Annotated in this window: 23 protein-coding genes and 1 other annotated feature; of the genes, 22 read left to right on the top strand and 1 reads right to left on the bottom strand. The window is 47.1% G+C overall.

The genetic code is table 11. The features are described from left to right. The first annotated feature begins 30 nt into the window (after positions 1-30). From MKY75_RS16060 to MKY75_RS15990, 15 genes are all read left to right on the top strand, one after another. Complete coding sequence (locus MKY75_RS16060) at positions 31-795, top strand: cell division protein FtsQ/DivIB (RefSeq protein WP_340885914.1); 765 nt, start codon at positions 31-33, stop codon at positions 793-795. Positions 796-994: 199 nt separating this feature from the next. After that, positions 995-2,266 (top strand): cell division protein FtsA, encoded by a 1,272-nt coding sequence (gene ftsA, locus MKY75_RS16055; RefSeq protein WP_039272246.1) that lies wholly within the window; start codon positions 995-997, stop codon positions 2,264-2,266. A 67-nt stretch (positions 2,267-2,333) separates the two neighbouring features. Continuing rightward, positions 2,334-3,458 (top strand): cell division protein FtsZ, encoded by a 1,125-nt coding sequence (ftsZ, locus tag MKY75_RS16050; protein WP_013311084.1) that lies wholly within the window; start codon positions 2,334-2,336, stop codon positions 3,456-3,458. Between the two features lie 188 nt (positions 3,459-3,646). Then, on the top strand, positions 3,647-4,633 hold the full coding sequence (gene spoIIGA / locus MKY75_RS16045; protein WP_029517748.1) for a sigma-E processing peptidase SpoIIGA: 987 nt from the start codon (positions 3,647-3,649) through the stop codon (positions 4,631-4,633). Between the two features lie 105 nt (positions 4,634-4,738). Further along, the gene (gene sigE, locus MKY75_RS16040; protein ID WP_176715674.1) at positions 4,739-5,479 is read left to right on the top strand and encodes an RNA polymerase sporulation sigma factor SigE; all 741 of its coding nucleotides are present in this window, start codon (positions 4,739-4,741) and stop codon (positions 5,477-5,479) included. Between the two features lie 96 nt (positions 5,480-5,575). Continuing rightward, on the top strand, positions 5,576-6,358 hold the full coding sequence (sigG, locus tag MKY75_RS16035; protein ID WP_007431182.1) for an RNA polymerase sporulation sigma factor SigG: 783 nt from the start codon (positions 5,576-5,578) through the stop codon (positions 6,356-6,358). A gap of 112 nt (positions 6,359-6,470) precedes the next feature. Next, positions 6,471-6,815 carry a YlmC/YmxH family sporulation protein gene (locus MKY75_RS16030; RefSeq protein WP_185156367.1) on the top strand — a complete coding sequence of 115 codons (345 nt, stop codon included), beginning with the start codon at positions 6,471-6,473 and terminating at the stop codon, positions 6,813-6,815. A gap of 82 nt (positions 6,816-6,897) precedes the next feature. Next, the gene (pgeF, locus tag MKY75_RS16025) at positions 6,898-7,782 is read left to right on the top strand and encodes a peptidoglycan editing factor PgeF (protein ID WP_318627903.1); all 885 of its coding nucleotides are present in this window, start codon (positions 6,898-6,900) and stop codon (positions 7,780-7,782) included. Positions 7,783-7,790: 8 nt separating this feature from the next. Continuing rightward, positions 7,791-8,492 (top strand): YggS family pyridoxal phosphate-dependent enzyme, encoded by a 702-nt coding sequence (locus tag MKY75_RS16020; RefSeq protein WP_029517744.1) that lies wholly within the window; start codon positions 7,791-7,793, stop codon positions 8,490-8,492. After that, positions 8,483-8,935: a cell division protein SepF gene (locus tag MKY75_RS16015; protein ID WP_069010286.1), complete on the top strand. Its 453-nt coding sequence runs from the start codon at positions 8,483-8,485 to the stop codon at positions 8,933-8,935. The genes MKY75_RS16020 and MKY75_RS16015 overlap by 10 nt, the downstream gene beginning before the upstream one ends. A 7-nt stretch (positions 8,936-8,942) precedes the next feature. Next, positions 8,943-9,200, top strand: a complete 258-nt coding sequence (locus MKY75_RS16010; RefSeq protein WP_029517743.1) for a YggT family protein — start codon at positions 8,943-8,945, stop codon at positions 9,198-9,200. Positions 9,201-9,208: 8 nt separating this feature from the next. Continuing rightward, positions 9,209-9,991 carry a YlmH family RNA-binding protein gene (locus MKY75_RS16005; RefSeq protein ID WP_039272241.1) on the top strand — a complete coding sequence of 261 codons (783 nt, stop codon included), beginning with the start codon at positions 9,209-9,211 and terminating at the stop codon, positions 9,989-9,991. 172 nt (positions 9,992-10,163) lie between these two features. Further along, a complete protein-coding gene (locus MKY75_RS16000; protein ID WP_023989434.1) occupies positions 10,164-10,673 on the top strand; it encodes a DivIVA domain-containing protein in 510 nt (169 codons plus the stop codon). Between the two features lie 167 nt (positions 10,674-10,840). Beyond that, positions 10,841-11,122: a binding site (T-box leader), on the top strand. 79 nt (positions 11,123-11,201) lie between these two features. Then, entirely contained in the window at positions 11,202-14,291 is a 3,090-nt protein-coding gene (gene ileS / locus MKY75_RS15995) for an isoleucine--tRNA ligase (protein WP_165149107.1), read from the top strand. Positions 14,292-14,476: 185 nt separating this feature from the next. Next, entirely contained in the window at positions 14,477-14,824 is a 348-nt protein-coding gene (locus tag MKY75_RS15990) for a DUF5665 domain-containing protein (protein WP_029517740.1), read from the top strand. Positions 14,825-14,846: 22 nt separating this feature from the next. Here the strand turns inward: MKY75_RS15990 and MKY75_RS15985 are convergent, their stop codons facing one another. After that, a complete protein-coding gene (locus MKY75_RS15985; RefSeq protein ID WP_069010288.1) occupies positions 14,847-15,581 on the bottom strand; it encodes a TraR/DksA C4-type zinc finger protein in 735 nt (244 codons plus the stop codon). Between the two features lie 235 nt (positions 15,582-15,816). Here MKY75_RS15985 and lspA point away from each other — a divergent pair, with 235 nt between their 5' ends. The 7 genes from lspA to carB all read left to right on the top strand — a co-directional run bounded on the left by lspA (position 15,817) and on the right by carB (position 25,059). Then, a complete protein-coding gene (gene lspA / locus MKY75_RS15980) occupies positions 15,817-16,308 on the top strand; it encodes a signal peptidase II (protein WP_023989430.1) in 492 nt (163 codons plus the stop codon). A gap of 1 nt (position 16,309) precedes the next feature. Continuing rightward, positions 16,310-17,281 (top strand): RluA family pseudouridine synthase, encoded by a 972-nt coding sequence (locus tag MKY75_RS15975; protein WP_165149110.1) that lies wholly within the window; start codon positions 16,310-16,312, stop codon positions 17,279-17,281. Between the two features lie 503 nt (positions 17,282-17,784). Then, a complete protein-coding gene (pyrR, locus tag MKY75_RS15970; protein ID WP_029517736.1) occupies positions 17,785-18,351 on the top strand; it encodes a bifunctional pyr operon transcriptional regulator/uracil phosphoribosyltransferase PyrR in 567 nt (188 codons plus the stop codon). Then, complete coding sequence (locus MKY75_RS15965; protein ID WP_340885912.1) at positions 18,348-19,262, top strand: aspartate carbamoyltransferase catalytic subunit; 915 nt, start codon at positions 18,348-18,350, stop codon at positions 19,260-19,262. Before pyrR ends, MKY75_RS15965 begins: the two co-directional genes overlap by 4 nt. Before the next feature lie 59 nt (positions 19,263-19,321). Further along, positions 19,322-20,644, top strand: coding sequence for a dihydroorotase (locus MKY75_RS15960; RefSeq protein ID WP_165149116.1), 1,323 nt, complete (start codon positions 19,322-19,324; stop codon positions 20,642-20,644). Between the two features lie 61 nt (positions 20,645-20,705). Next, positions 20,706-21,842 carry a glutamine-hydrolyzing carbamoyl-phosphate synthase small subunit gene (carA, locus tag MKY75_RS15955; RefSeq protein ID WP_025718621.1) on the top strand — a complete coding sequence of 379 codons (1,137 nt, stop codon included), beginning with the start codon at positions 20,706-20,708 and terminating at the stop codon, positions 21,840-21,842. 1 nt (position 21,843) lies between these two features. Further along, on the top strand, positions 21,844-25,059 hold the full coding sequence (carB, locus tag MKY75_RS15950) for a carbamoyl-phosphate synthase large subunit (RefSeq protein ID WP_340885910.1): 3,216 nt from the start codon (positions 21,844-21,846) through the stop codon (positions 25,057-25,059). Positions 25,060-25,107 lie beyond the last annotated feature (48 nt).

Genomic DNA, 25,107 nt, shown 5'->3' with positions numbered 1-25,107 from the left:
GGGGACAAAAGGCTTTTGTGGAGAGAAGCTATGCCAAATGCTCAAATACCTGTTCTTAAAAAGAACAGAACGAAAAAAAGAACAAGCCGGAAGATTACTATTCTTCTCATTTTGTTGTTTATCGTATTGCTCGCTGTTCTCTTTTTCCGTTCTTCGTTGAGTCGGGTTTCTGAAATTCGTTTTGATGGTAATGTATTTTCGACCCGAGACCAGCTTCTTAACCGAAGCGGTCTGGCTGTTGGAGATCAGTATTTCGGAGTCAGTTCATCTGACATCTCTGAGAAGTTGCGAGAAATTCAATCGATACAGCAAGTCACAGTGGACAAGCAGTTTCCGGGTATTATTGCTATTCACATTAAAGAGTTTGCTACGGTCGCTTACGAGTTGCAGAGTGACGGGAGCCTTCGTGCTATTCTAGCGAATGGGACAAGCGTGGGCGTGGGGAGTAGCGGAATAGCCGTTGAGAAGCCTATTTTGACCAAATGGAAATCTGATGATCCGTACAAAGCGAAGCTGTGTGATGCTTTATCACGCATTCCGGGGGAATGGACTGCCGATATTTCGGAAATCATTCCTGCACCGATTCCTTCTTTTCCGGACCGCATCAAAATGTACACACGTTCCCAGTTTGAGGTTATAACAACCGTTTCTCTACTGAATTCTAAAATCAGCTATTTGAATCAGGTGCTAGAAACAGAAGATCCAGGTTTGATCACCATGTTGGAGGCGGATTCCTACGTTCCGTTCAAACCAGATACGAGTGAAGAGAGCCAAGAAAAAGATACTACTCAGTGATGTGAAAAAATGCTAGAATTGATTTTATGGGTAATAGACTTGCCTCCTTCTTTTTTCTTCAAATTTTTATGTGACTGCAACCATAAATTGGCTTCTAAAAAATTTGTAGAAAAAAGAGGGAAAGCATGGAGTTTGTTGAATATGTACAGAGTGTGTTTAAAGAACGAAATTCATTTTGGAGTCAGGAGGTGCCACAGACTTGAGCAACAATGACATCATTGTTAGTTTGGACATCGGTACATCCAAAGTTCGGGCTATTATTGGGGAAATGAATAATGGAACCTTTAATATTATTGGAGTTGGATCTGCCGACTCGGAAGGGATTCGCAAAGGTGCAATTGTAGACATTGATCAAACCGTGCAATCAATCCGTAACGCCGTGGATCACGCAGAACGCATGGTTGGTATTCAAATAACAGAAGTGTATGTGGGGATTTCAGGCAATCATATTGGCCTGCAAAATAGTCATGGCGTAGTAGCCGTGTCCAACGAGGACCGTGAAATCGGTGAGGAGGACATTGAGCGTGTACTGAAGGCAGCTGAAGTTATTGCCGTACCACCGGAGAGGGAAATTATTGACGTGGTAGCCAAGCAGTACGTCGTTGATGGCCTTGAAGGCATTCAGGACCCTCGCGGTATGATTGGAGTTCGTCTCGAAGTAGAGGCTACGATTGTTACTGGAGGCAAGACCCCGATACATAATCTGTTGCGCTGCGTTGAGAAAGCTGGCTTGAGGATTAAAGATCTGGTCTTGCTGCCTCTTGGAGCCGGACAATTGTCTCTTTCGAAGGATGAAAAGGTGATGGGTTCAGTTCTGGTGGATATTGGTGCAGGTTCTACGAATGTTGCCATTTTCCAGGAAGGAACGATTGTTGCCACATCAACACTTCCGATTGGTGGAGAGTTTGTAACCAATGATATTGCCTACGGACTGAGAACCCTTACCGATCAAGCCGAAAAAGTAAAGCTTAAATACGGCTGCGCATGGTATGATGATGCGGCAGTCGATGTCGTCTTTAAAGTGACACGTATCGGCAGTAATGTGGATAAGGAGTTTAACCAGCAGGATTTGGCTGCTATTATTGAGCCGAGAGTGCAGGAAATTTTTCAACTCATTCAGGCGGAAGTTAAGCGCTTGGGTTACACAGAGCTTCCGGGAGGTTATATACTTACCGGAGGCACCGTCTCCATGCCTGGTGTACTTCAGGTGGCACAAAGCGAACTGGCCGCTTCCGTAAGGATCGCCGTACCTGATTTTATCGGTGTAAGGGATCCGGGCTACACGAGCGGGGTTGGAATCTTGCATAATGCTATTCGTTACTATCGCGGAAGATCGACTAGCGTTAGCAACAGTGGCGGAAGTGCCAAGAAGCCGACTAACCGAACCAAAAGCAGTAGTCCCGTTGCGGAAGGTGAGCAAAAGCAGGGGTTGATTGAACGATTAAAAAATATGTTCAGTGAATTTATATAACGTTCATTGCTAATTATGCCAATCATGGACGGGCCATCCATGCACATTGAGGGGGAGATGGAATAGTATGTTGGAATTTGATTTTGAAATGGAGAGCTTGGCTCAAATTAAAGTGATCGGCGTCGGAGGCGGCGGCAGCAATGCGGTTAACCGAATGATCGAAAATGGTGTTCAGGGTGTGGAGTTCATTACAGTCAATACAGATGCCCAAGCACTTCATTTAGCGAAGTCTGAGCATAAGCTTCAAATTGGCGATAAGCTGACCCGCGGTCTGGGTGCCGGCGCTAACCCAGATGTGGGTAAAAAAGCGGCTGAAGAGTCGCGTGAGCTCATTATGAATACGCTCAAAGGTGCGGATATGGTATTCGTAACGGCGGGAATGGGTGGCGGTACAGGAACCGGAGCGGCTCCTGTCATTGCTGAAATTGCCAAGGAATGCGGCGCGCTGACTGTAGGCGTGGTAACCCGACCGTTCACGTTTGAAGGGCGTAAGCGCTCCAATCAAGCTGAACTTGGTATTGAGGGATTAAAAGAAAAAGTAGACACTTTGATTGTAATCCCGAATGACCGCTTGCTTGAAATTGTGGACAAGAAAACCCCGATGTTGGAAGCATTCCGTGAAGCGGACAATGTTCTGCGTCAGGCGGTACAAGGTATTTCAGATTTGATCGCTGTACCGGGTCTAATCAACCTTGACTTTGCTGACGTTAAGACGATCATGACGGAGCGTGGTTCCGCTTTGATGGGGATTGGCGAAGCAACTGGTGAAAATCGTGCGGCTGAAGCAGCACGCAAGGCGATCATGAGCCCGTTGTTGGAGACATCCATTGAAGGTGCTCGCGGTGTGATTATGAACATCACTGGCGGCAACAACCTGTCTCTGTATGAGGTTAATGAAGCAGCTGAAATTGTAACATCGGCTTCCGATCCGGAAGTAAACATGATTTTTGGTGCTATCATTGACGAAGAGTTGAAAGAAGAGATCAAGGTTACCGTCATTGCCACTGGCTTTGAAGGCAAGCCAAGTCAACCAGCACCGGGACGTAAACCGGCAGCTAACCCGGCTACTTCTGAATCGGCGGAAAAAGGCTCTCCTAACTTGCGTCCATTTGGTAACACTCAAAGCAGTGATCAATTAGACATTCCTACATTTTTACGTAACCGTTCGCGCAATAATAATAACGATAACTAGTTTCAATTCAGACTGCCCGCATTCTCCCTGGAGATGCGGGCTTCTTTCTGTTTTCCGTATCCTGCAGTTCAGGTGCTTCTCCTCTTTCCGACAAAATTAGTCGGTCACCGTCCCCACCGTTAGACAGACTTTGAACAGCATGACTACTATACTTAAGCCTATCCTGCAAACGCTGGGCGGGTGAAGCCTTGGTTGTTTATATCGACTTGATTTTTTTGGCCAATTTGTTCATTGATGCTGTGCTGCTGATGGTCACCGCTTGGATGAGAAAAATCCGTCCGGTGTGGTGGAGGTTGATGGCTTCAGCTGGAATCGGCGCAATGTACGTGGTCATGATGTTTGTGCCGGAACTGTCCTTTTTATTTACGTTCCTGATCAAACTGGCATTATCGGTCATAATGCTGCTGGTGGCTTTTGGATTTGGCAGCATGCAAAAGTATCTTCGTACAATGGGTGCCTTTTACATGATCAATTTTGTAGCTGCAGGTGGCATTTTGGGGATGCATTATTTTCTCCAAAATACGGGGGAATTGTTTAATGGCATCTGGTACACCGCTTCAGGAGGAATGTCTTTTGAACTGAAAATTGCATTCTGGTTTATTTTATGCGCATTTGGCGGAGTGATGCTTTTCTTTCGAATTGTGCAGTCCTCAAAGCAGCGCACAGAAAGGATGAGTGGGTTTCTGGGACAAGTGCAGGTGTGGATTGGGCAGGATCATATTGAGTGTACAGGCTTGTTGGATACAGGTAACCAGCTCCATGATCCTTTGACCCGAACCCCGGTGATGGTCATGGAGGCAGCATTGTGGGAGTCGTATTTGCCCGCTTCCTGGCTCCAAAAATGTTCTGAGGGTAATGCTGACCAACTGGTGATGGAACTGGGAGACGAATCGTTTAGCTGGCAGGATCGTGTTCGTCTCGTCCCCTATCGTGGAATTAACCGCAGTCATTCCTTTATGCTTGCCCTTAAACCAGACCGGGTAGAGGTGGTGATGAATGGGGTTCATTTTGTACATCATCGAGTGTTGATTGGCTTGGACGGGGGAACATTGTCGGCAGAGGGGAAGTATCGCGCCATCATCCACCCGGATGTGACGGCACAAGAAGGGGGCAGTGCTGATACCAACCAGAAACGAGATGCACATTTGAGTGAACATTTTACAGAATCAGGATGATGGAGCATAACACAAAATGATGTTTGAAGGCGACAAGAAATATCCAATGGTGAAATGCACGGAGCACAGCAGGAATTGCACTATTTTCAAAAGGGGGAGAATGATATGCGGGAACAGATGAAATTGAAGATGAAAATTAGGCTAGCGTTGCAACTGCAATATTATCGTATTTTATTTTTACTTGGGCTGAAAAGTGAAGAAATTTATTATATTGGCGGCAGCGAGGCGCTCCCCCCACCGCTGACGAGAGACGAAGAAGAATATTTGCTGGGAAAACTTTCTTCTGGAGATGCGGCAGTACGGTCGATGCTAATCGAAAGAAATTTGCGGTTAGTCGTATATATTGCCCGCAAATTTGAGAATACGGGCATCAACATTGAAGATCTCGTATCCATCGGTGCTATTGGACTAATCAAAGCGGTTAACACTTTTGATCCGGAGAAGAAAATCAAACTTGCCACCTATGCGTCCCGATGCATTGAGAATGAGATTTTGATGTATTTGCGTCGCAATAGTAAAACAAGAACGGAAGTTTCTTTTGATGAGCCTCTGAATATTGATTGGGACGGTAACGAGTTGTTGCTTTCCGATGTGATGGGGACGGAAAATGATACCATTTACCGTAATATTGAAGAGCAGGTAGACCGTAAATTATTGCATAAAGCACTGGATAAGTTGACGGATCGAGAGCGTTTGATTATGGAGCTGCGCTTCGGCTTACAAGACGGAGAAGAGAAGACACAGAAGGATGTTGCTGACCTGTTGGGTATCTCGCAATCGTATATTTCGCGTCTGGAAAAACGAATAATAAAGCGCTTACGAAAAGAATTTAATAAAATGGTATAATGCATGGGTATATCCGGAAGCGATGGAAACGGCGAATAAAAAAATGCCCTCAGGAGATAATGTACATTAATGTTGCTCCTTGGGAGGTAAGACACGATGACCCGAAACAAAGTGGAAATTTGCGGTGTGGATACCGCCAAACTGCCGGTATTAACCAATGCAGAAATGCGCGAGTTGTTCACATCACTTCAGCAAAATAATGAACGATCAGCCAGAGAAAAATTGGTCAACGGCAATCTCCGACTCGTCCTGAGTGTGATTCAACGATTTAACAATCGGGGAGAGTTTGTGGACGATTTGTTTCAGGTAGGATGTATCGGCCTAATGAAGGCGATTGATAATTTTGACCTTTCGCAAAACGTAAAGTTCTCCACTTACGCGGTGCCGATGATTATCGGAGAGATCCGCCGTTATTTGCGGGATAACAATCCGATCCGTGTATCCCGTTCGTTACGGGATATTGCATATAAGGCGCTTCAGGTGCGGGACAGTCTGACGAATCTGAACTCGCGGGAACCAACGATTTTTGAAATTTCAGAGGCACTGAATGTGCCTAAAGAAGATGTTGTGTTCGCGTTGGATGCAATTCAGGATCCGGTTTCGCTGTTCGAGCCGATATATCACGACGGGGGCGACCCAATCTATGTGATGGATCAGATCAGTGATGACAGAAATAAAGACGTCTCATGGATTGAGGAAATCGCTCTGCGGGAAGCGATGCATCGCCTGGGCCAGCGTGAAAAGATGATATTGTCTATGCGTTTTTATGAAGGAAAGACGCAAATGGAGGTTGCCGACGAAATCGGTATCTCTCAAGCCCAGGTTTCAAGATTAGAGAAGTCGGCTATACAGCAAATGCAAAAACATGTAAAGTCCTAATGAAATGAATGCTTGAATGATTCAGTGACAAAAACGATCCCGTGCGGATCGTTTTTGCGTTTACAGGACATTTTTTCGGCTCTTTCGCTCATATAGTGAATTAAAGGATGTGATGCGTGTGAGTGCACCGGAAACGTCAGTAAGAGCCATGAAAATTTCCGAGTTTCAAACCAAGGATGTCATTAACATTGTAGATGGGCGACGTCTTGGACAAATCAGTGATCTGGAGATTGACGTACGACAAGGGAAAATTGAAGCTATTGTGGTTCCGGGCAGCAGTCGATTCATGGGCTGGTTTGGAGGGGGAAGCGAATTGGTTATTCCGTGGCGCAACATTGTGAAAATTGGTTCGGATGTTGTGCTTGTTCGATTGGAGGGATTGCATGAGCCACCGGATGAAAGGGAGGAAAAGCCGTATATCGAACGTCAGGAGCGGAATGACCGACGGGTCTTTTGAACAAGAGGGACACGTAATTTAGTATGTTGTGAAGACACAGCGGCGGCTTTTTGGTACACTGGGCAGTAGAGGTGAGAACAAAATGGAACCGTTTATAGTGAATACCGAGGCTACGGGGACTATGCCAATGCAAGATGGCGGACGTCCCGTACCGGAGTTGTTATATATTCAATCTTGGGAGCGGCAGGTTCAGGGATTAACAGCGGGTTTTACAGGTCGTCATGGTGGTGTCAGTGAGGTGCCCTACGCTAGTCTAAACTGTGCGTTTCATGTAGGGGATGACCCCGAGAAAGTCATTCGTAACCGGCGGCTCATTGCAGAGCAACTTGGTTTCGCTGCTGAAGCGTGGACGTGCGGTGAACAGGTTCATGGTCATCATGTTGCTGTGGTCAAGGCTGCTGACCGCGGGCGGGGCTTTCTGGATCGTGCATCCGCTTTTCAGGACACAGATGGACTATTGACGAATGTACCTGGCATTTTGCTGACGTCTTTTTATGCAGACTGTGTACCCTTATATTTTTGTGATCCAGTGCGCCGTGTGATTGGGCTGGCGCATGCAGGCTGGAAGGGAACCGTTGCGGAAATTGCATTGAAAATGGTACAGACCATGCAAAACGAATATGGATCTCAGCCGTCAGATATACTAGCAGCTATTGGTCCTTCCATTGGTTCTGAATCCTATGAGGTGGATGAGCACGTGATGAACCGAATTCGGGTTTTGGAGCATGATTGCCCGGGTAATGATAAATGGGAAGGTTGTGTTTACTTCCCCTTAGCCGACGGTAAAACACTACTTGACTTGAAACAATGCAATCGACACATTATGATGAAAGCAGGAATATTGCCGAGCCATATCGAATGTACTACCTTATGCACGAGTAGCCGTAGCGATTTGTTTTTTTCATATCGCAAAGAAGGCGGCGTCACAGGAAGAATGGCGAGTTGGATTGGTCTGGAAGAGAGGTGAGTCCTCCCGTGTCTTTGGAGGAACGAATTAAAGAGGTGAATGCCCGTGTAGAAGCGGCATGTGCCCGAAGCGGACGTTCGCGTGATGAAGTAAATGTGATCGCTGTCACGAAATATGTTTCGGCGGCGACAATGACATCGGTATTGGATAGCGACTTAGAGCATGTGGGCGAAAATCGCTGGCAGGATGCTGCGGATAAATGGAGTAAGCTGGGTGACCGGGGAACGTGGCATTTTATTGGTCATCTCCAAACGAATAAGGTTAAAGATGTAATTGGAAAATTTAAATTTATACATTCGCTTGACCGCTTATCACTCGCTCAGGAATTGGATAAGAAGGCAGCTGCTCTGGGACTGCGAGTTAAAGCTTTTGTGCAAGTCAATATTTCTGGGGAAATGTCCAAATATGGCTTGTCCTCTGAGGCGGTTGTCCCCTTTTTGGAACAAATTCGCGAGCTGGAACATGTGGACGTGATTGGCTTGATGACAATGGCTCCTCATGAGGAAGACCCGGAAAAAACTCGGCCTGTATTTCGGGGATTGCGTGAATTACGGGATAGGTTAAATGGACAAGCCTTGACCAGGGAACCCATCGTTCACTTGTCTATGGGGATGTCCAATGATTTTGAAGTGGCGGTTGAAGAAGGAGCGACCTGGCTGCGGCTTGGTTCCGTACTGGTCGGACGAGAGGAGGATTTCCATTGGGCGTAATGAATAAGTTCATGAACTTTCTGGGGCTTCAGGAAGAAGAGGAAGTTATAGAGCGAGAGGTTATGAATACGCAGGAAGATCAAGAAATTGAAACCCCAAGCTTTGATAAACGTAAGAACCAGAAGGGCACTAATGTTGTCAGCATCCATTCACAGAAAAATGTGAAAGTTGTCCTGTATGAGCCGCGTTCTTATGATGAAGCACAGGAAATTGCCGACCATATCCGTTCCCATCGCACCGTCGTAGTCAATTTGCAACGAATTCGCAAGGATCAGGCGCTACGCATTATTGATTTTTTGAGTGGTACTGTGTATGCACTGGGTGGTGGTATTTCCAAGGTCGGGAACAATATTTTTCTGTGTACACCAGATACGGTTGAGATTCAAGGCTCTATTACGGAAATACTGGCTGACACTGAACAAGAACTTAACAGAATGAGGTGAACTTTTCTTGATCGAGGTAATTTACTGGCTATTTCAGATTTATTCGTACATGATCATTGCATATGTTCTGCTGTCATGGCTTCCTAATGCTAGAGAGAGTGTGATTGGTGATTTACTTGCCAAGTTTGTGGAGCCGTATTTGTCTCCTTTTCGCAGGTTTATACCGCCAATCTTCGGGATGATTGATATTTCTCCCATCGTTGCGCTGATTGCTCTGCGTTTTGCGTCGTACGGTTTGATTTCTTTAATTGGTAAGCTCGTCTAGGAGGAGTTATGCGAACTGAGATTTATGAGCATTTTCACCCGGATGAACGGGATTATGTGGATCGTGCTTCCGAATGGATCAGTCATGCGGGGGCTTATCATGAGCAGAAGCTGACTGATTTTTTGGACCCGCGCCAACAGTACATATTGGAGACACTTGCTTCGAAGGAAGACAAGGTCACGATTAGGGTAGATGGCGGATACATGGCTTCGGAACGAAAGCGGGCGCTGATTGCGCCCGATTATTCGTATTTGGACGGTGAGGAGATGGGGATTCAGGTCCTTTCCATCACGTCTGACGATCATAAAATAGGTACCCTTGAGCACGGTGATTATCTAGGTGCCCTACTGGGACTTGGAATCAAACGTGGGAAAATTGGAGATATTCATGTACTGGATGATGGGTGTCATGTATTGGTAGCTTCAGAGATCGGTGATTTTATGACGATGCATTTGCAGCAGGTACACCGTGTTCATGTATGGACAGAACTGTTGCCTGTAGCGAGTCTGCGAACGAAGGAAGTTGCATTAGAGACGCTAGACCTGACGGTCGCTTCTTTGCGTCTGGACGGTATTGCCAGCGATGTGTACAAGCTAAGCCGCAGTAAAATATTAACACCGATTCGGGCGGGACGGTGCAGGGTAAATTGGAAGGTGGAGGAGAATCCATCCACTCCACTTAAAGCTGGAGACGTTATTTCCATGCAGGGTTTTGGGCGTTTCAAAGTGCTTGAAACAGACGGGATGACAAAAAAGGGAAGATTCCGTGTCAAAATTGGTAAGTTTGTATAGCTGTAGGCAGGAATCACGAGCTTTCTGTCGAAAGAATTAAGCTATAGCGAAGAACTGGAACGATTTTGCTCTGTACAGTATTCACAAAACGGGGTATGATGACCGATAGATGATAGTGAGCGTCGTGACGCGGAAAATGTATTTTTTGTCAATCTTATAGGAGGTGGACGGCATGCCATTAACGCCATTGGATATACATAACAAGGAATTTGCCCGCCGGCTTCGCGGTTATGATGAGGATCAGGTTAATGAATTTTTGGATCAGGTGATCAAAGATTACGAGGGCGTTATTCGTGAAAATAAAGAACTGAGCACCGAGTTGTTGAACGTACAGGAGAAGCTCGATCATTTCGCGACCATTGAGGATACGCTGAGTAAGACGATTATCGTAGCGCAGGAAGCCGCAGATGAAGTTCGTAACAACGCCAAGAAAGAATCCCAATTGATCGTGAAGGAAGCGGAAAAAAATGCGGACCGTATTGTGAACGAAGCATTGTCCAAATCCCGCAAGATCGCGTTGGAGGTTGAAGAGCTGAAGAAGCAGGCATCGATTTACCGAGCACGGTTTCGTACACTGGTGGAAGCACAGCTTGACTTGTTAAGCCAAGACGGCTGGGAAGCTCTTGAAAACCGGGAACGCGAAGTACTGGAACGCGAGCGTGAGATGAAAGAAATTTACTAATTTCATTTCTGACAAGCTTTTATTAGACGTTGTTAGGGTTGACTTTTCACTTTAAACAGGCTATAACTGTAAATACTATACTGAATTCAATGATTATCCGTCCGTCGGCTGATGGTTGTTATTCAAGGTAACGATGTTGCTGTTTAATATTCGATGAATTTAACATGTTTAATTCGTTGATGGGAACGAGTACGTCATGATTTGTCCCTCAGAGAGTTGGCCTTCCGGTGCAAGCCAACGTTCAGAACATGACCGAAGATCCTCCCGGAGAAGTGAGCTGAAGCGCTTAAGATGTATGGCGTGTGTAAGCAATCACCGTTTGCCATGCGTTATAATGGCGCCCTGCTGTAGTTGAGTGGGGCTCAGAGAGCCGTGATGAGACTGTATTTTTAGAATGGTCTATTTTTACGGAATCAGGGTGGTAACGCGAGCACAGTCTCGTCCCTTTACAGGGATGGGGCTTTTTTTGTTGCTTTTTTTAGGAAATGCTAGGGAAATCAATGATGAGCAGAGAGGGAGTATGACAGTATGAACAGAGTGGATGTTAAAGAAAAAGCACGGTCCCGTGACCTGCGCATCCTGAGCAAATGGAAGCAGGAGGACACATTCCGTAAATCCATCACAAATCGTGAAGGAAAGCCAAATTTTGTGTTCTATGAGGGCCCACCAACAGCTAACGGTAAACCGCATATCGGTCACGTGCTGGGCCGTGTAATTAAGGATTTTGTGGGCCGATATCAGACAATGAAGGGATACCGCGTCGTACGTAAGGCAGGCTGGGACACGCATGGCTTGCCGGTAGAATTAGGTGTACAGAAGCAACTGGGGATCTCCCATAAACCTGAAATTGAAGAATACGGCGTTGAAAAGTTTATAAAAAAATGTAAGGCGAGCGTGTTTGAATACGAGCAACAATGGCGTGATCTAACCGAAGCGATCGGATACTGGACAGACCTCGATAACCCGTACATTACATTGGATAATAACTATATCGAGAGCGTATGGAACATTTTGGCGACCATTCATGAAAAAGATCTGCTGTATCGTGGTCATCGTGTGAGTCCGTATTGTCCGGATTGTCAGACAACGCTAAGTTCTCATGAAGTAGCGCAGGGCTACAAAGATGTAAAGGATCTGAGTGCCACGGCCAAATTCAAGCTGCATAGCAGTGGTGAATATGTACTGGCTTGGACGACAACACCTTGGACCTTGCCGAGTCACGTGGCGCTCGCCGTCAACCCTGAACTGGAATATGCACGTGTGAAGCAGGAAGACGGTGTATACATCGTTGCTAAAAATCTGGTTGAAGACGTCATTAAAGGCGAGCATGAAGTGATTGGCACGCTATCTGGTTCAGAACTGGTTGGCCAAACCTATACCCCGCCATTTACGTATTTTCAGGTTGAGAAGGGTAATCAGATTCTGGGTGCGAAGTTCGTAACAGATTCCAGCGGTACAGGTATCGTTCATATGGCTCCAGCGCATGGTGAGGATGATTACCGGGTATGTCGTGAAAATGGTGTTGAGTTCATTAACGTGGTGGATCTTCAAGGTAACTATGTAGAGGAAATCACTGATTTTGCAGGTCGTTTTGTGAAAGACTGTGATGTAGATATTGTAAAAATGCTGTCCGAAAAAGGCCTGCTGTACAGCAAGGAAAAATACGAGCATAGCTATCCGTTCTGCTGGCGTTGCGATACTCCATTATTGTACTATGCTATGGACAGTTGGTTTATCAAAACAACTGCGATCAAGGATCAACTGATTGCCAACAACAGCGAAGTCGAATGGTATCCGGGTCATGTACGTGAAGGACGTTTTGGCAAGTTTTTGGAGGAACTGGTGGATTGGAACATCAGTCGTGATCGCTATTGGGGTACACCGCTAAACATCTGGGTTTGTGAGGAAACTGGAGAACAGTTTGCTCCGCATAGTATTGCTGAATTGAGGGAACGTGCGATTGGCGACGTACCAGCGGACATCGAGCTGCACAAACCATATGTAGATGATATTAAGGTTCGTAGCCAATGCGGTAAATACGAAATGACTCGTACACCGGAAGTGATCGACGTATGGTTTGATAGCGGCTCCATGCCGTTTGCACAGCATCATTATCCTTTTGAAAATAATGAAACGTTCGAGCAACAATTTCCGGCAGACATGATCTGTGAAGGGATTGACCAGACTCGTGGCTGGTTCTATAGCTTGCTTGCGGTTTCGACTATGCTGACTGGCAAAGCTCCTTATAAAGCTGTCATGGCGACAGGCCATGTACTGGATGAGCAAGGGCAGAAAATGTCCAAATCAAAGGGTAATGTTATTGATCCGTGGGAAGTGATTGACGAGTACGGTACAGATGCTTTCCGCTGGGCATTGCTGTCCGATAGTGCACCATGGAATAGCAAACGTTTTTCCAAAGGAATCGTAGGTGAGGCTAAATCGAAGCTGGTAGATACGCTTGTGAATACACATGCTTTTCTGACCTTATATGCGGATATCGACGGATTTGATCCGGCACAGCACCCGTTCAAACCATCGGCTCATAAGTTGGATCGCTGGATTTTGTCCCGTCTGAACAGCCTGATTTTGGTAGTGGACAAAGCGCTGGCTGTAAATGACTTCCTGAACTCATCCAAAGCAATTGAGTCGTTTGTGGATGAGCTGAGCAACTGGTATATCCGTCGTTCACGCGACCGATTCTGGGGCAATGGTCTTACAGAAGATAAGCTGGATGCATACCGTACACTGACTGAAGTGCTGTTAACGACTGCCAAACTGCTTGCGCCGTTTACACCACTGCTTGCAGAGGATATTTACCTCAACCTGAGTAACGGGGAAAGTGTTCATCTGGATGATTATCCGACTGCCAATGAATCCTTGATCGATCTGGAATTGGAACGAGATATGGAAACGGCACGTCGTGTCGTTGAATTGGCGCGTAACGTCCGCAACGAAACGGGTTTGAAAACGCGTCAACCGTTGTCCGAGTTGATTCTATCCATGGATCAAGATTTTGAACTGAGTGGCTATGAGGAGATCATCAAAGATGAGATTAACGTGAAGCATATTCATGTTGAGACGGACGATAGCGGCTTTGTAGATTTTACACTGAAACTGAATTTGAAAGTAGCAGGCAAGAAATACGGCAAAAATGTCGGTTTCCTACAAAACTTTTTCAAAGGAATGTCTGCTGAGGATACCCGTACTGTTGTAGAACAGGGAATGTTAAATGTCGCTTCTCCAGAAGGTGAAGAGCTGCAAGTTACAGCTGAAGAATTGCTGGTAGAGAAAAAAGCGAAAGAAGGCTTCGCTTCTGCTTCCGGTTATGGCTTAACGGTAGCGTTGAACACGGACATTACACCGGAGCTGGAGCAAGAGGGCTGGGTACGTGAAGTGGTTCGTGCGGTACAGGATTACCGTAAAAAACTGGATCTGCCGATTGAAAAGTATGTGGCATTGACGTTGGATGTAGATAACGAGCTGCGCCAGGCCATCGCAAGCTTCGACACTGTGTTGCGTGAGAACGTATTGGTTACGACTGTGACATTTGGTCAAGCCGAACCGGCAGAACATGTGGAAGTGAACGGTAAAACCATCGGCGTTCATATTGGGGAATAATTACAAGCCCCCTGTCCCATAATACAATAACAGGCAGCATATAAAAACGAGCCTAAGCATCGGAAACGGGTTTTCTCCGTTACGTGCTTCGGCTCGTTTGCTGCGTTCAGGGCAGCCATGGGAAAAGGGGGATTGTGCACATGACGGCACGATCAAGGCGTAGACAGAAGAGGAGTCTCCGAGGGATGAACGGAGAAGGAGCTGCCATAGCCACAGATAAAAGCAAAATAGGTAATCAGACAGAGCGATTAAGTCGTGTTGAAAAGCTGATACGTGCTGTGTCAGAGCAGATGGAACGGACACGTATTGCAGATTACGCTTTGCTGTTGAATAAGCCTTGGCGATTGCTCTGGCTAAATCTAATATCAGGCGTTTCCCGGGGAATCGGCATTGCGCTAGGTTTTACTTTTTTTGCCGCTACCATTATTTATGTGCTGCAAGTGCTCGGAGCGTTGAATTTGCCGATTATCGGTGATTATATCGCTGATATTGTACGGATCGTACAACGACAATTGGAGCTTACTACCTATTAGGAAGCGATTTCCACCTTGAAGTTCACGATTCGTCTTCGTGCGTATCCGGCTCCAGTAGACCTTCGCCCTCGCCATCTTCGATATAACGCTGATAAATGGAACTGCGAATAACGGATACATTTTGTCCATAAATGTCAGTAGCAACAAAGCTTTCGTATGGTTCTACGAAGCCCATATTATCATCGCCTGCTTCAATTTCCATATCATCATAACTGTGGATTTCTCCGCTTTCGGCCATGGCTGGGGTGTTAGAGGTACCCCAATTTTCGACGATCTGCCAGGCATCTTCACCGTCAAAGCCGTTTTGATCATCACGCTCATCCAGACTCGTTCTGCCGAACGAGGGAGCGAGAAATTCTTCCTCCACTGGGCGGCGGTTAGACACTTCTGTTTCGGGACTGTACTCTTTGCAGTAAATGGTATAGGGAACAGCCAGTAGCCGTTCATAGGGAATAGGTTTACCGCTGGCGGCGCAAATGCCGTAGGTCCCCTTGTCCATTGCCATCAAGGCTGATTTGATACGTTCCAATTGAAACTCATCATGCTCCAATAAGGAAATATCTTTGGCTCGCTCGTAGGTTTCGGTAGCCAGATCGCCTGGATGGTTATCAATGGGAGAAAGCTCACCGGTTTGATCGCGCTGTGAATCACCGAGTCCGTAATGGTCGTTGTTTTGCAAGCGATGCTCAATTTCCTTTTTGCGTTCCAGCAGTTCGTTACGCAGACCCTGCAATTGTTGCTCCGTCAATGGGGACATGGAATCCTCTCCTTGTTCTAGGTTTCATGCGCATGCGTTGTGTCGAGTATGCTCCTTGTAGTTTGCACCGGGAAGACCTCTTTTACATAGGAAATTCTAATCAAATGCGAAGGAGTTCATTTTATGGATGGTCTGTGCTTGATAGCTTGCGGGTTTCGTGGACGATCTGAGAACGCTTATGCTACAATAAATGGGTTCAACAACGGATATAAGCGGATCGGAGTGACGAAGGACTGTGATTTATTTTGGTATTGCGCTAATAATTTTTTTGATTGATCAGGGAGTCAAATATTTGGTGGCTACACGAATGGAATTGTACGAACAAATACCAGTCATCGGCAATTTCTTTTTAATCACCTCCCATCGTAATCGTGGAGCTGCTTTTGGGATTTTGGAAGGTCAACGTTGGCTTTTTATCGTGATTACAATTGTAGTGGTGATTGGTATCGTCTGGTATCTGCGAAAAACAGTTAAGGCTGGACAAAAGCTACTTCCTGTTGCGCTAAGTTTAGTGCTGGGGGGAGCAGTCGGTAACTTTCTGGATCGGGCTATTTCAGGGGAAGTAGTTGATTTTGCACAATTTAATTTTGGAAGCTATACGTTCCCCATTTTTAATGTGGCAGATTCGGCAATTGTCATCGGTGTAGCATTGATTATTTTGGATACATTGCTGGAATCGCGTCGGGAAAAGGGAAATGGCAATGATAGCATCGAAGGGAAGTCATAGCATGAGCGAAGTGAATGAAAATGGCGAAGCCGCAGGTCTGTCTTATGAGGACGAACTGGAGGGTGAATCTCTGGAATGGACAGCGGCTTCCGGGGATGCCAAAACGCGTATTGACAAATATATCGCCGAAGAAATGAAGGAAGTGTCTCGTTCTCAGATACAGCTGTGGATCGGAAATGGTCGTGTGCTGGTGAACGGTACGACAATTAAGGCGAACTACAAGCTGGCTGAAGGAGACCGGATTGTATTATCAGTACCGGAAGCAGAAACTGTAGATATTGTTCCAGAGAATATTCCGTTGGATGTCGTTTACGAGGACTCGGACGTTATTGTTATTAACAAGCAACGTGGTCTGGTCGTGCATCCTGCACCGGGACACTCTTCGGGAACATTAGTTAACGCACTGATGTACCATTGTCACGATCTTTCGGGCATTAACGGGGAATTACGTCCTGGTATTGTTCACCGTATTGATAAGGATACATCAGGACTGCTAATGGCGGCTAAAAATGATCAGGCTCACGCATCACTTGCAGCACAGCTTAAGGATCATAGTGTGACTCGGAAATATATAGCCTTAGTTCACGGTCATTTGAGCCACGATCAGGGAACGGTAGATGCTCCGATTGGCCGCGATTCGGGTGATCGCAAATTGTTTACAGTGACGGAACGTAACAGCAAGCATGCCGTCACCCATTTTCTCGTCATTGAACGATTGGGGGATTATACCCTCCTTGAACTTCAATTGGAAACAGGACGAACACATCAAATTCGTGTTCACATGAAATTTATTGGACACCCATTGGTTGGTGACCCTATGTATGGGCGCAGCAAAGGGGTTCGTATGGATGGTCAGGCGCTGCATGCGGCGGTACTGGGCTTTAAGCACCCATCCACTGGAGAATACATGGAATTTAGCAGACCGATTCCTCCTGATATGGAGGATGTGTTAGCATCCTTGCGTAGTCGCTAAAACAATGGTGATTTGCATTCCTATTCACAAACCTGAATAAATTATTAAGTTAAACCGCCTAAATGGCGGTTTTTTTATTGTGAGACAAGGTATGGGTAAAACAACTATGGATAATTATACAATAACCTTGTATAATTATTAAAGTGCTTCCGGTGGTTCCGGTTGAACGGGTGTTGACACACGATTTTCAATCTGTCATACTTCTTGTAGTTGCGATGAACTTTGTCCAAGAGATGGCTAACCATCTCACACTATGAGAAGCAGGACAAAGGAAATCCTGAATAGCACCTTTAAATCAGTCCCGTGAGGCTGGCAAGGTAACGTGAATGGATCACTGATCAGTGCATCCGCTGCGGCGGTATGTCTTCAGTGTGTCCGAGAGATCGGAGAACAGTAGAAGACTGTTCACACGAGACTCCTTGCCAAACTTGGGCAAGGAGTCTTTTTTGTATCCGAACACGGGACCAGGTCTGAAGGGAACATCACCTGAGGAGGCTGGAAGCATGAGTAATGAAACACATGTACTGATGGATGAAATTGCGATTCGTCGGGCATTGACACGGATTGCACATGAAATTTTGGAGAAAAACAAAGGTATTGACGATTGTGTGCTAGTAGGTATTCGAACACGCGGAGTTCATCTGGCGCAACGCCTGGCTGAAAAAATTGCTGAGATTGAAGGCGCACCAATTCCATGGGGAGAGCTAGATGTTACAGCCTACCGGGATGACCGGAACAGCGTAGCCGAAGCTAAAGGAAATGGAAAAGAGCTTTTGATGAATCCTGCTGACGTATCGGTTCATGATAAGAAAGTCATTCTCTTTGACGATGTGCTGTACACAGGCCGCACTATCCGCGCGGCGATGGATGCATTGATGCACTGCGGACGACCGCAAATGATTCAGCTGGCAGTATTAGCGGATCGCGGACACCGTGAGCTTCCGATTCGTCCCGATTACATCGGCAAGAACATCCCGACCTCCAAATCTGAGGAAATCGTAGTAGCCCTTCAAGAGACGGACGGTAAGGACGAAGTGACAATCATTCAGAACCGGGGGGAACAGCTATGATCACCACAGCCAGTCAACTTAAAGAACGTAGCCTACTCGGGTTAAAGGAACTCAGCCGAAATGAAATCGAGTCCATTCTGGATCGCGCTCATTATTGGGAATCTCAACCAGAAAAACTGGTTCCAGTACTGCAATCACGCTTTGCGGCCAACATGTTTTTTGAAAACAGCACTCGTACCCGCTTTTCTTTTGAAATGGCAGAGAAGCGGCTGGGCGCTCAGGTTTTGAACTTTTCCGCTGCGGCTTCCAGTGTGGAAAAAGGGGAGTCCATTTACGATACAGTACGTACGCTCGAATTCATGGGCATTGATGCAGGAGTCATCCGGTTAAAGCCAGCCGGAGTGCTGCAAGAGCTCGCTGAGAAGGTCAGTGTCCCACTGGTTAATGCGGGGGACGGCAACAATGAGCATCCAACGCAGGCTCTGCTGGACCTGTACACCATGCGCAAAACTTTCGGTGAGCTTAAAGACTTGAGAGTGTCCATCATAGGAGATATTCTGCACAGCCGTGTCGCTCGCTCGAATCTGTGGGCCTTGCAAAAATTCGGAGCCAAGGTAAGCTTCTGCGCTCCTGATAATATGCAAGCACCTGATCTTGCGGCCTACGCGCCTTATGTTCCGATGCAAGAGGCACTACAAGCGGACGTGGTCATGATGCTTCGGGTACAGCTGGAACGGCATGCCGAAGGGATGTTGCGCTCAGCGGATGAATACCGAGAGCAGTACGGTTTGACAGAGAAAAGAGCAGCGAACCTGAAGCCCGGAACGATTATCATGCATCCAGCTCCAGTGAATCGGAATGTGGAAATTGATAGTGCAGTTGTGGAAAGCGAACAATCGCGAATTTTTCCTCAAATGGCAAACGGGGTTCCGATCCGCATGGCGGTTATGGAACGGGCAATGAAGCTGTAGAAGCTGTCAGTAGGATCGTAGGGAAAAGTTGCAAAAAACTGAGCGGAGGAATATTTCAGATGAAACAATTAATTATGAATGCAAGCGTATTGAACGAGCAGGGTGAGGCTGAATTGAAATCCATCCTAATCGCCGACGGAAAGATTTTGGCTATCGCAAGTGCGGATGCTGGAATCAGCCTACTTATGGAAGAAGGCGCATCTGGGCAGGAGCGCGAAGTCGAGAAAGTTGACGCCCAGGGGAAGCTGGTCATCCCCGGTTTAATCGACATGCATGTGCATCTGAGAGAACCCGGCTTTGAATATAAAGAAACGATTGAAACGGGTAGCCGCGCGGCGGTGAAAGGCGGATTTACGACGATTGCCTGCATGCCAAATACACGTCCAGTGACGGACAATGTGGACACAGTTCAGCTGGTATTGAAAAAGGGACAGGAAGCGGGGCTTGCCAAGGTTCTTCCTTACGCAGCCATCACGAAAAACGAACTGGGTCGTGAGCTGACAGATTTTGAAGCGCTCAAAGCAGCAGGTGCCATCGGCTTTACTGACGATGGTGTCGGGGTGCAAAGCGCGCAAATGATGAAGGACGCCATGGCGCGGGCCAAAGCACTGGATATGCCGGTTATTGCACACTGTGAGGATAACACACTTGTTGAAGGAGCGGCAGTGACGGACGGCGAATTTGCCAAGCGCCACGGGCTTAAAGGCATTCCGAACGAATCTGAAGCGATTCACGTCGGACGGGACATTTTACTATCCGAGGCAACCGGGGCACACTATCATGTATGCCATGTCAGCACGGAGCAGTCAGTGCGGTTAATCCGCCATGCGAAATCTTTTGGCATCAAGGTAACGGCTGAGGTATGCCCGCACCACTTGGTATTGTCAGATGAGGATATCCCTGGGCTGGATGCGAACTGGAAAATGAATCCTCCGCTACGCTCCCCGCGTGATGTGCAGGCATGCATCGAGGGACTGGAAGACGGTACGATTGACATCGTCGTAACCGACCATGCAGCGCACAGTGAGGAAGAGAAGGCAAGGGGGATGGAGCTGGCGCCATTCGGGATCGTTGGATTTGAGACGGCCTTCCCGCTGTTGTACACGAAATTCGTAGCTACCGGACAGTGGACGCTGGACTTTCTGGTGCGTCGTATGACTGCTGATCCAGCGCGTGTCTTCCGCCTTGATACGGGACGCCTGGAAGAAGGGGCTCCAGCTGACCTGACCATGATTGATCTGGAGCAGGAGCAGGCAGTTGATCCGCAAACGTTTGCCAGCAAAGGACGCAACACTCCTTTTACAGGCTGGAAGCTCAAAGGCTGGCCTGTGAAAACTTGGGTAGATGGCAAACTGGTATGGTCTGCTGACGAAGCAAAATAAATAGAAACCACTAAAAAAATAGAACCTTATAGCAGGAAACAATATAGAGGAGTGAGACGGGATGCAGGCAAGATTGTTACTTCAGGACGGCACGCTGTTTACAGGCACATCATTTGGTGCGGAAGGTGATAAAACAGGCGAGGTCGTTTTCAACACAGGGATTACAGGCTATCAAGAGGTGCTTACTGATCCCTCTTACTGCGGACAAATCGTAACGATGACTTACCCGCTGATTGGCAACTATGGAATTACTCGTGATGACTTTGAATCGGTACGGCCTTATGTCCATGGCTTTGCTGTTAGACATTACGAGCCAGCGCCAAGTAACTGGCGTGCTCAATACAGCGTGGGCGATTTGCTGAAGGAATATGGCATCATTGGCATTAGCGACATCGACACCCGCATGCTTACCCGGATTATTCGCCATCACGGCACGATGAAGGGCATTTTGACGACTGGTTCCCAGCCGCTGGAAGAACTGAAAGAAATGATGTCTGACTTGACCATTGAAGAACTGCGTAATCAGGTTCCTATGACTTCTACACCTCATCCGTACAGCAGTCCTGGCAACGGAGAGCGGATCGTATTGATTGACTACGGTGCAAAAAGCGGCATTTTGCGCGAACTGAATAAACGGGACTGCGATGTAGTTGTCGTTCCACATGATACGACGGCTGAGGAAATTCGTCGCTTGGACCCGGACGGTATTCAGCTGTCTAACGGCCCTGGAGATCCAAAAGACGTACCCCATGCCGTTCGTACGGTAGCAGAACTGTTAGGGGAATATCCGATTTTCGGAATTTGCTTGGGACACCAGTTGTTCGCTTTAGCTTCGGGAGCGGATACGGAAAAGCTGAAATTCGGACATCGCGGTGGTAACCATCCGGTGAAAGAACTGGAGAGCGGACGCTGCTTTATCACATCACAAAATCACGGCTACACGGTGAATGAGGATTCGATCCAAGGTACTGAGCTTGAAGTGACGCATATTAATAACAACGATAAAACGATTGAAGGTCTTAAACATACCAAGTATCCCGCGTTTTCGGTGCAATATCATCCAGAGGCTGCACCAGGACCTTACGATAATGGTTACCTGTTTGACCGCTTTCTGGACATGATCCGTGAGCACAAAAGAAATCATCCAAAGCAACCGCGTCAGGCTGCTATCGCCGCCGCAGTGAGAGGAGAGCGCTAATATGCCGAAAAATACAGAACTTAAAAAAATACTCGTGATCGGTTCCGGTCCTATCGTCATTGGTCAGGCAGCAGAATTTGATTATGCTGGTACACAAGCTTGTCAAGCGCTCAAAGAAGAAGGCGTCGAGGTAGTACTGATCAACAGTAATCCGGCAACCATCATGACAGACACCAACATGGCAGACAAAGTATACATCGAGCCGATTACACTTGACTTTGTAACACAGATTATCCGTCAAGAGCGTCCAGATGGTCTGCTTCCTACGCTGGGAGGACAGACAGGTCTGAACATGGCAGTGGAACTGGCTCGCGCCGGAGTGCTGGAGCGTGAAAACGTCAAGTTACTGGGAACTCAACTGAATTCGATAGAAAAAGCCGAAGATCGTGATCTGTTCCGTGATTTGATGCGCGAGTTGGAACAACCTGTACCAGAGAGTGTCATTGTAACAACCTTGGAAGAATCTTTAGAATTTGCTAACGAAATCGGTTATCCAATTATCGTTCGCCCGGCTTATACGCTAGGGGGAACAGGCGGTGGTATCTGCTCCACAGAAGAAGAACTGCGTGAAACCGTCAGCTCTGGCTTGAGATACAGTCCAATCGGACAATGTTTGGTGGAAAAGAGTATCGCAGGCATGAAGGAAGTCGAGTATGAGGTCATGCGTGATGGCAATGATAACTGCATCGTTGTCTGTAATATGGAGAACTTTGATCCAGTCGGCGTGCATACTGGCGACAGTATCGTCGTAGCTCCGAGTCAGACGCTGTCAGATCGCGAATACCAGATGCTGCGCTCTGCTTCTCTGAAAATTATCCGCGCCCTCAATATCGAAGGCGGTTGTAATGTACAGTTTGCGCTTGATCCGCACAGCTATCAATACTATGTCATTGAAGTAAACCCGCGCGTAAGCCGCTCCTCGGCGCTCGCTTCCAAGGCAACCGGATATCCGATTGCTAAAATGGCTGCCAAAATTGCACTGGGTTACACGTTGGATGAAATTGTGAATCCGGTAACGGGACAGACGTATGCTTGCTTTGAGCCAACATTGGATTACATCGTAAGCAAAATACCACGCTGGCCATTTGACAAATTCATTTCTGCCAACCGCAAGCTGGGCACGCAAATGAAAGCAACGGGTGAAGTCATGGCCATCGGACGCACATTCGAAGAGTCCATCCAGAAAGCGGTACGGTCTTTGGAAATCGGTGTACACCGTCTGCATCTTAAGGGAGCCGATCAGCTGTCTGATGACGTGCTCAAGGATCGTCTGATTAAAGCAGATGATGAGCGGTTGTTCTTGGTAGCTGAGGCGTTCCGTCGCGGCTGGCAGCAGCAGGAGATTCAAGATTTGACGAAAATTGACTGGTGGTTCCTCGATAAGGTAGAGGGAATCATCAAGTTTGAAGCCATCATCGCTGGAGAATCTGAGCTGACCTACGAAACACTCTATCAGGCCAAACGTAAAGGTTTTACCGACCGCTCGATCGCCGAGATTCGCAGTATGGGCCAAAACGACAGTATGACAACCGAGCGTGAGGTACGTGAATTCCGTCTAGCTCAAAACCTGCGTCCGGTCTACAAAATGGTAGATACGTGTGCAGCCGAGTTTGAAGCCACAACTCCGTACTACTACTCCTCTTACGAGGTGGAAAATGAAGTGATTCCATCTAGCAAAGAGAAAGTTATCGTACTCGGTTCCGGACCGATTCGGATCGGGCAAGGGATTGAATTTGATTACTCCACCGTACATGCGGTATGGGCTATTCAAAAAGCGGGCTACGAAGCAGTGATTATCAATAACAACCCGGAGACGGTATCTACGGACTTTAACACATCCGACCGCCTCTACTTTGAACCGCTCTTCTTCGAAGATGTAATGAATGTTATCGAGCAGGAAAAACCGATTGGGGTTATCGTCCAGTTCGGGGGTCAAACGGCCATTAATCTCGCAGCTCCACTGAGTGCGGCAGGCGTGAATATTTTGGGTACGAGTCTGGAAAGTATCGATGAAGCGGAAGACCGGAAGAAGTTTGAGCAACTTTTGTCTCGTCTGGCTATCGCACAGCCTAAAGGCAACACGGTCACATCAGTTGATGAAGCAGTAGGAACCGCACAGGCGCTGGGCTATCCAGTTCTGGTACGTCCATCCTACGTTCTGGGCGGACGCGCTATGGAAATCGTGTACTCAGATACGGAATTGCTGCGGTACATGGAAGAAGCGGTTAAAATCAATCCAGAGCATCCGGTGCTCATCGACCGTTATATGCTGGGTAAAGAAGTAGAGGTCGATGCCATCTGCGACGGCGAGACAGTATTGGTACCAGGCATTATGGAGCATGTGGAACGGGCCGGGGTTCACTCAGGTGACTCTATCGCGGTGTATCCACCACAGCACTTATCTGTCGAGCTGAAACAAAAAATTGTGGAGATTACAATCAGCATCGCTAAGGAATTGAAAACGATCGGTCTGGTAAATATCCAGTTTGTTATTCATCAAGACGAGGTGTACGTAATTGAGGTTAACCCTCGCTCCTCGCGGACGGTTCCTTTCTTGAGTAAAGTAACAAATATTCCGATGGCAAATCTGGCGACACAGGCTATTTTGGGCGGTAAGCTTAAAGATGCAGGTTATTCAGAAGGTCTATGGCCTGAAAGTAATTATGTCTCGGTTAAGGTTCCGGTATTCTCCTTTGCCAAACTGCGCCGTGTAGAGCCGACGCTGGGCCCGGAAATGAAATCGACAGGTGAAGTTATGGGACGCGATATTCAGTATGCCAAAGCACTGTACAAAGGACTTGTGGGAGCTGGTATGAAAATTCCATCCACTGGGGCGATCATCATTACAGTGGCAGATAAGGACAAAGAAGAAGCTGTCGAGTTGATGCAGGGCTTTTACAGACTGGGCTATAAAATTATTGCAACAGGTGGAACAGCGGCTGCTATGGAGCAAGCCAACATTCCAGTGAACACGATCAATAAGCTGAGCGAAGGGAACCCGAACATCCTGGATATGATCCGTACGGGTGAAGCCAACTTTGTCTTCAATACGTTGACCAAAGGCAAAACGCCAGAGCGTGATGGGTTCCGTATCCGCCGCGAAGCAGTTGAGAATGGCATTGTCTGCATGACCTCACTGGATACAGTACGCGCTTTGCTAAGAATGCTGGAAACGATCAATTTCACATCCGAATCCATGCCAGTCCTGAGCAAATAATGCGTTACGAATAGATGTGAGGAAATAAGTAGCACAGGGAAGGACATT

The organism is Paenibacillus sp. FSL L8-0663 (assembly GCF_038008125.1).
Taxonomy (GTDB): domain Bacteria; phylum Bacillota; class Bacilli; order Paenibacillales; family Paenibacillaceae; genus Paenibacillus; species Paenibacillus polymyxa_D.
Note: the sequence above shows the minus strand (reverse complement) of the source record. Positions and strands in the feature narration are given on the sequence as shown.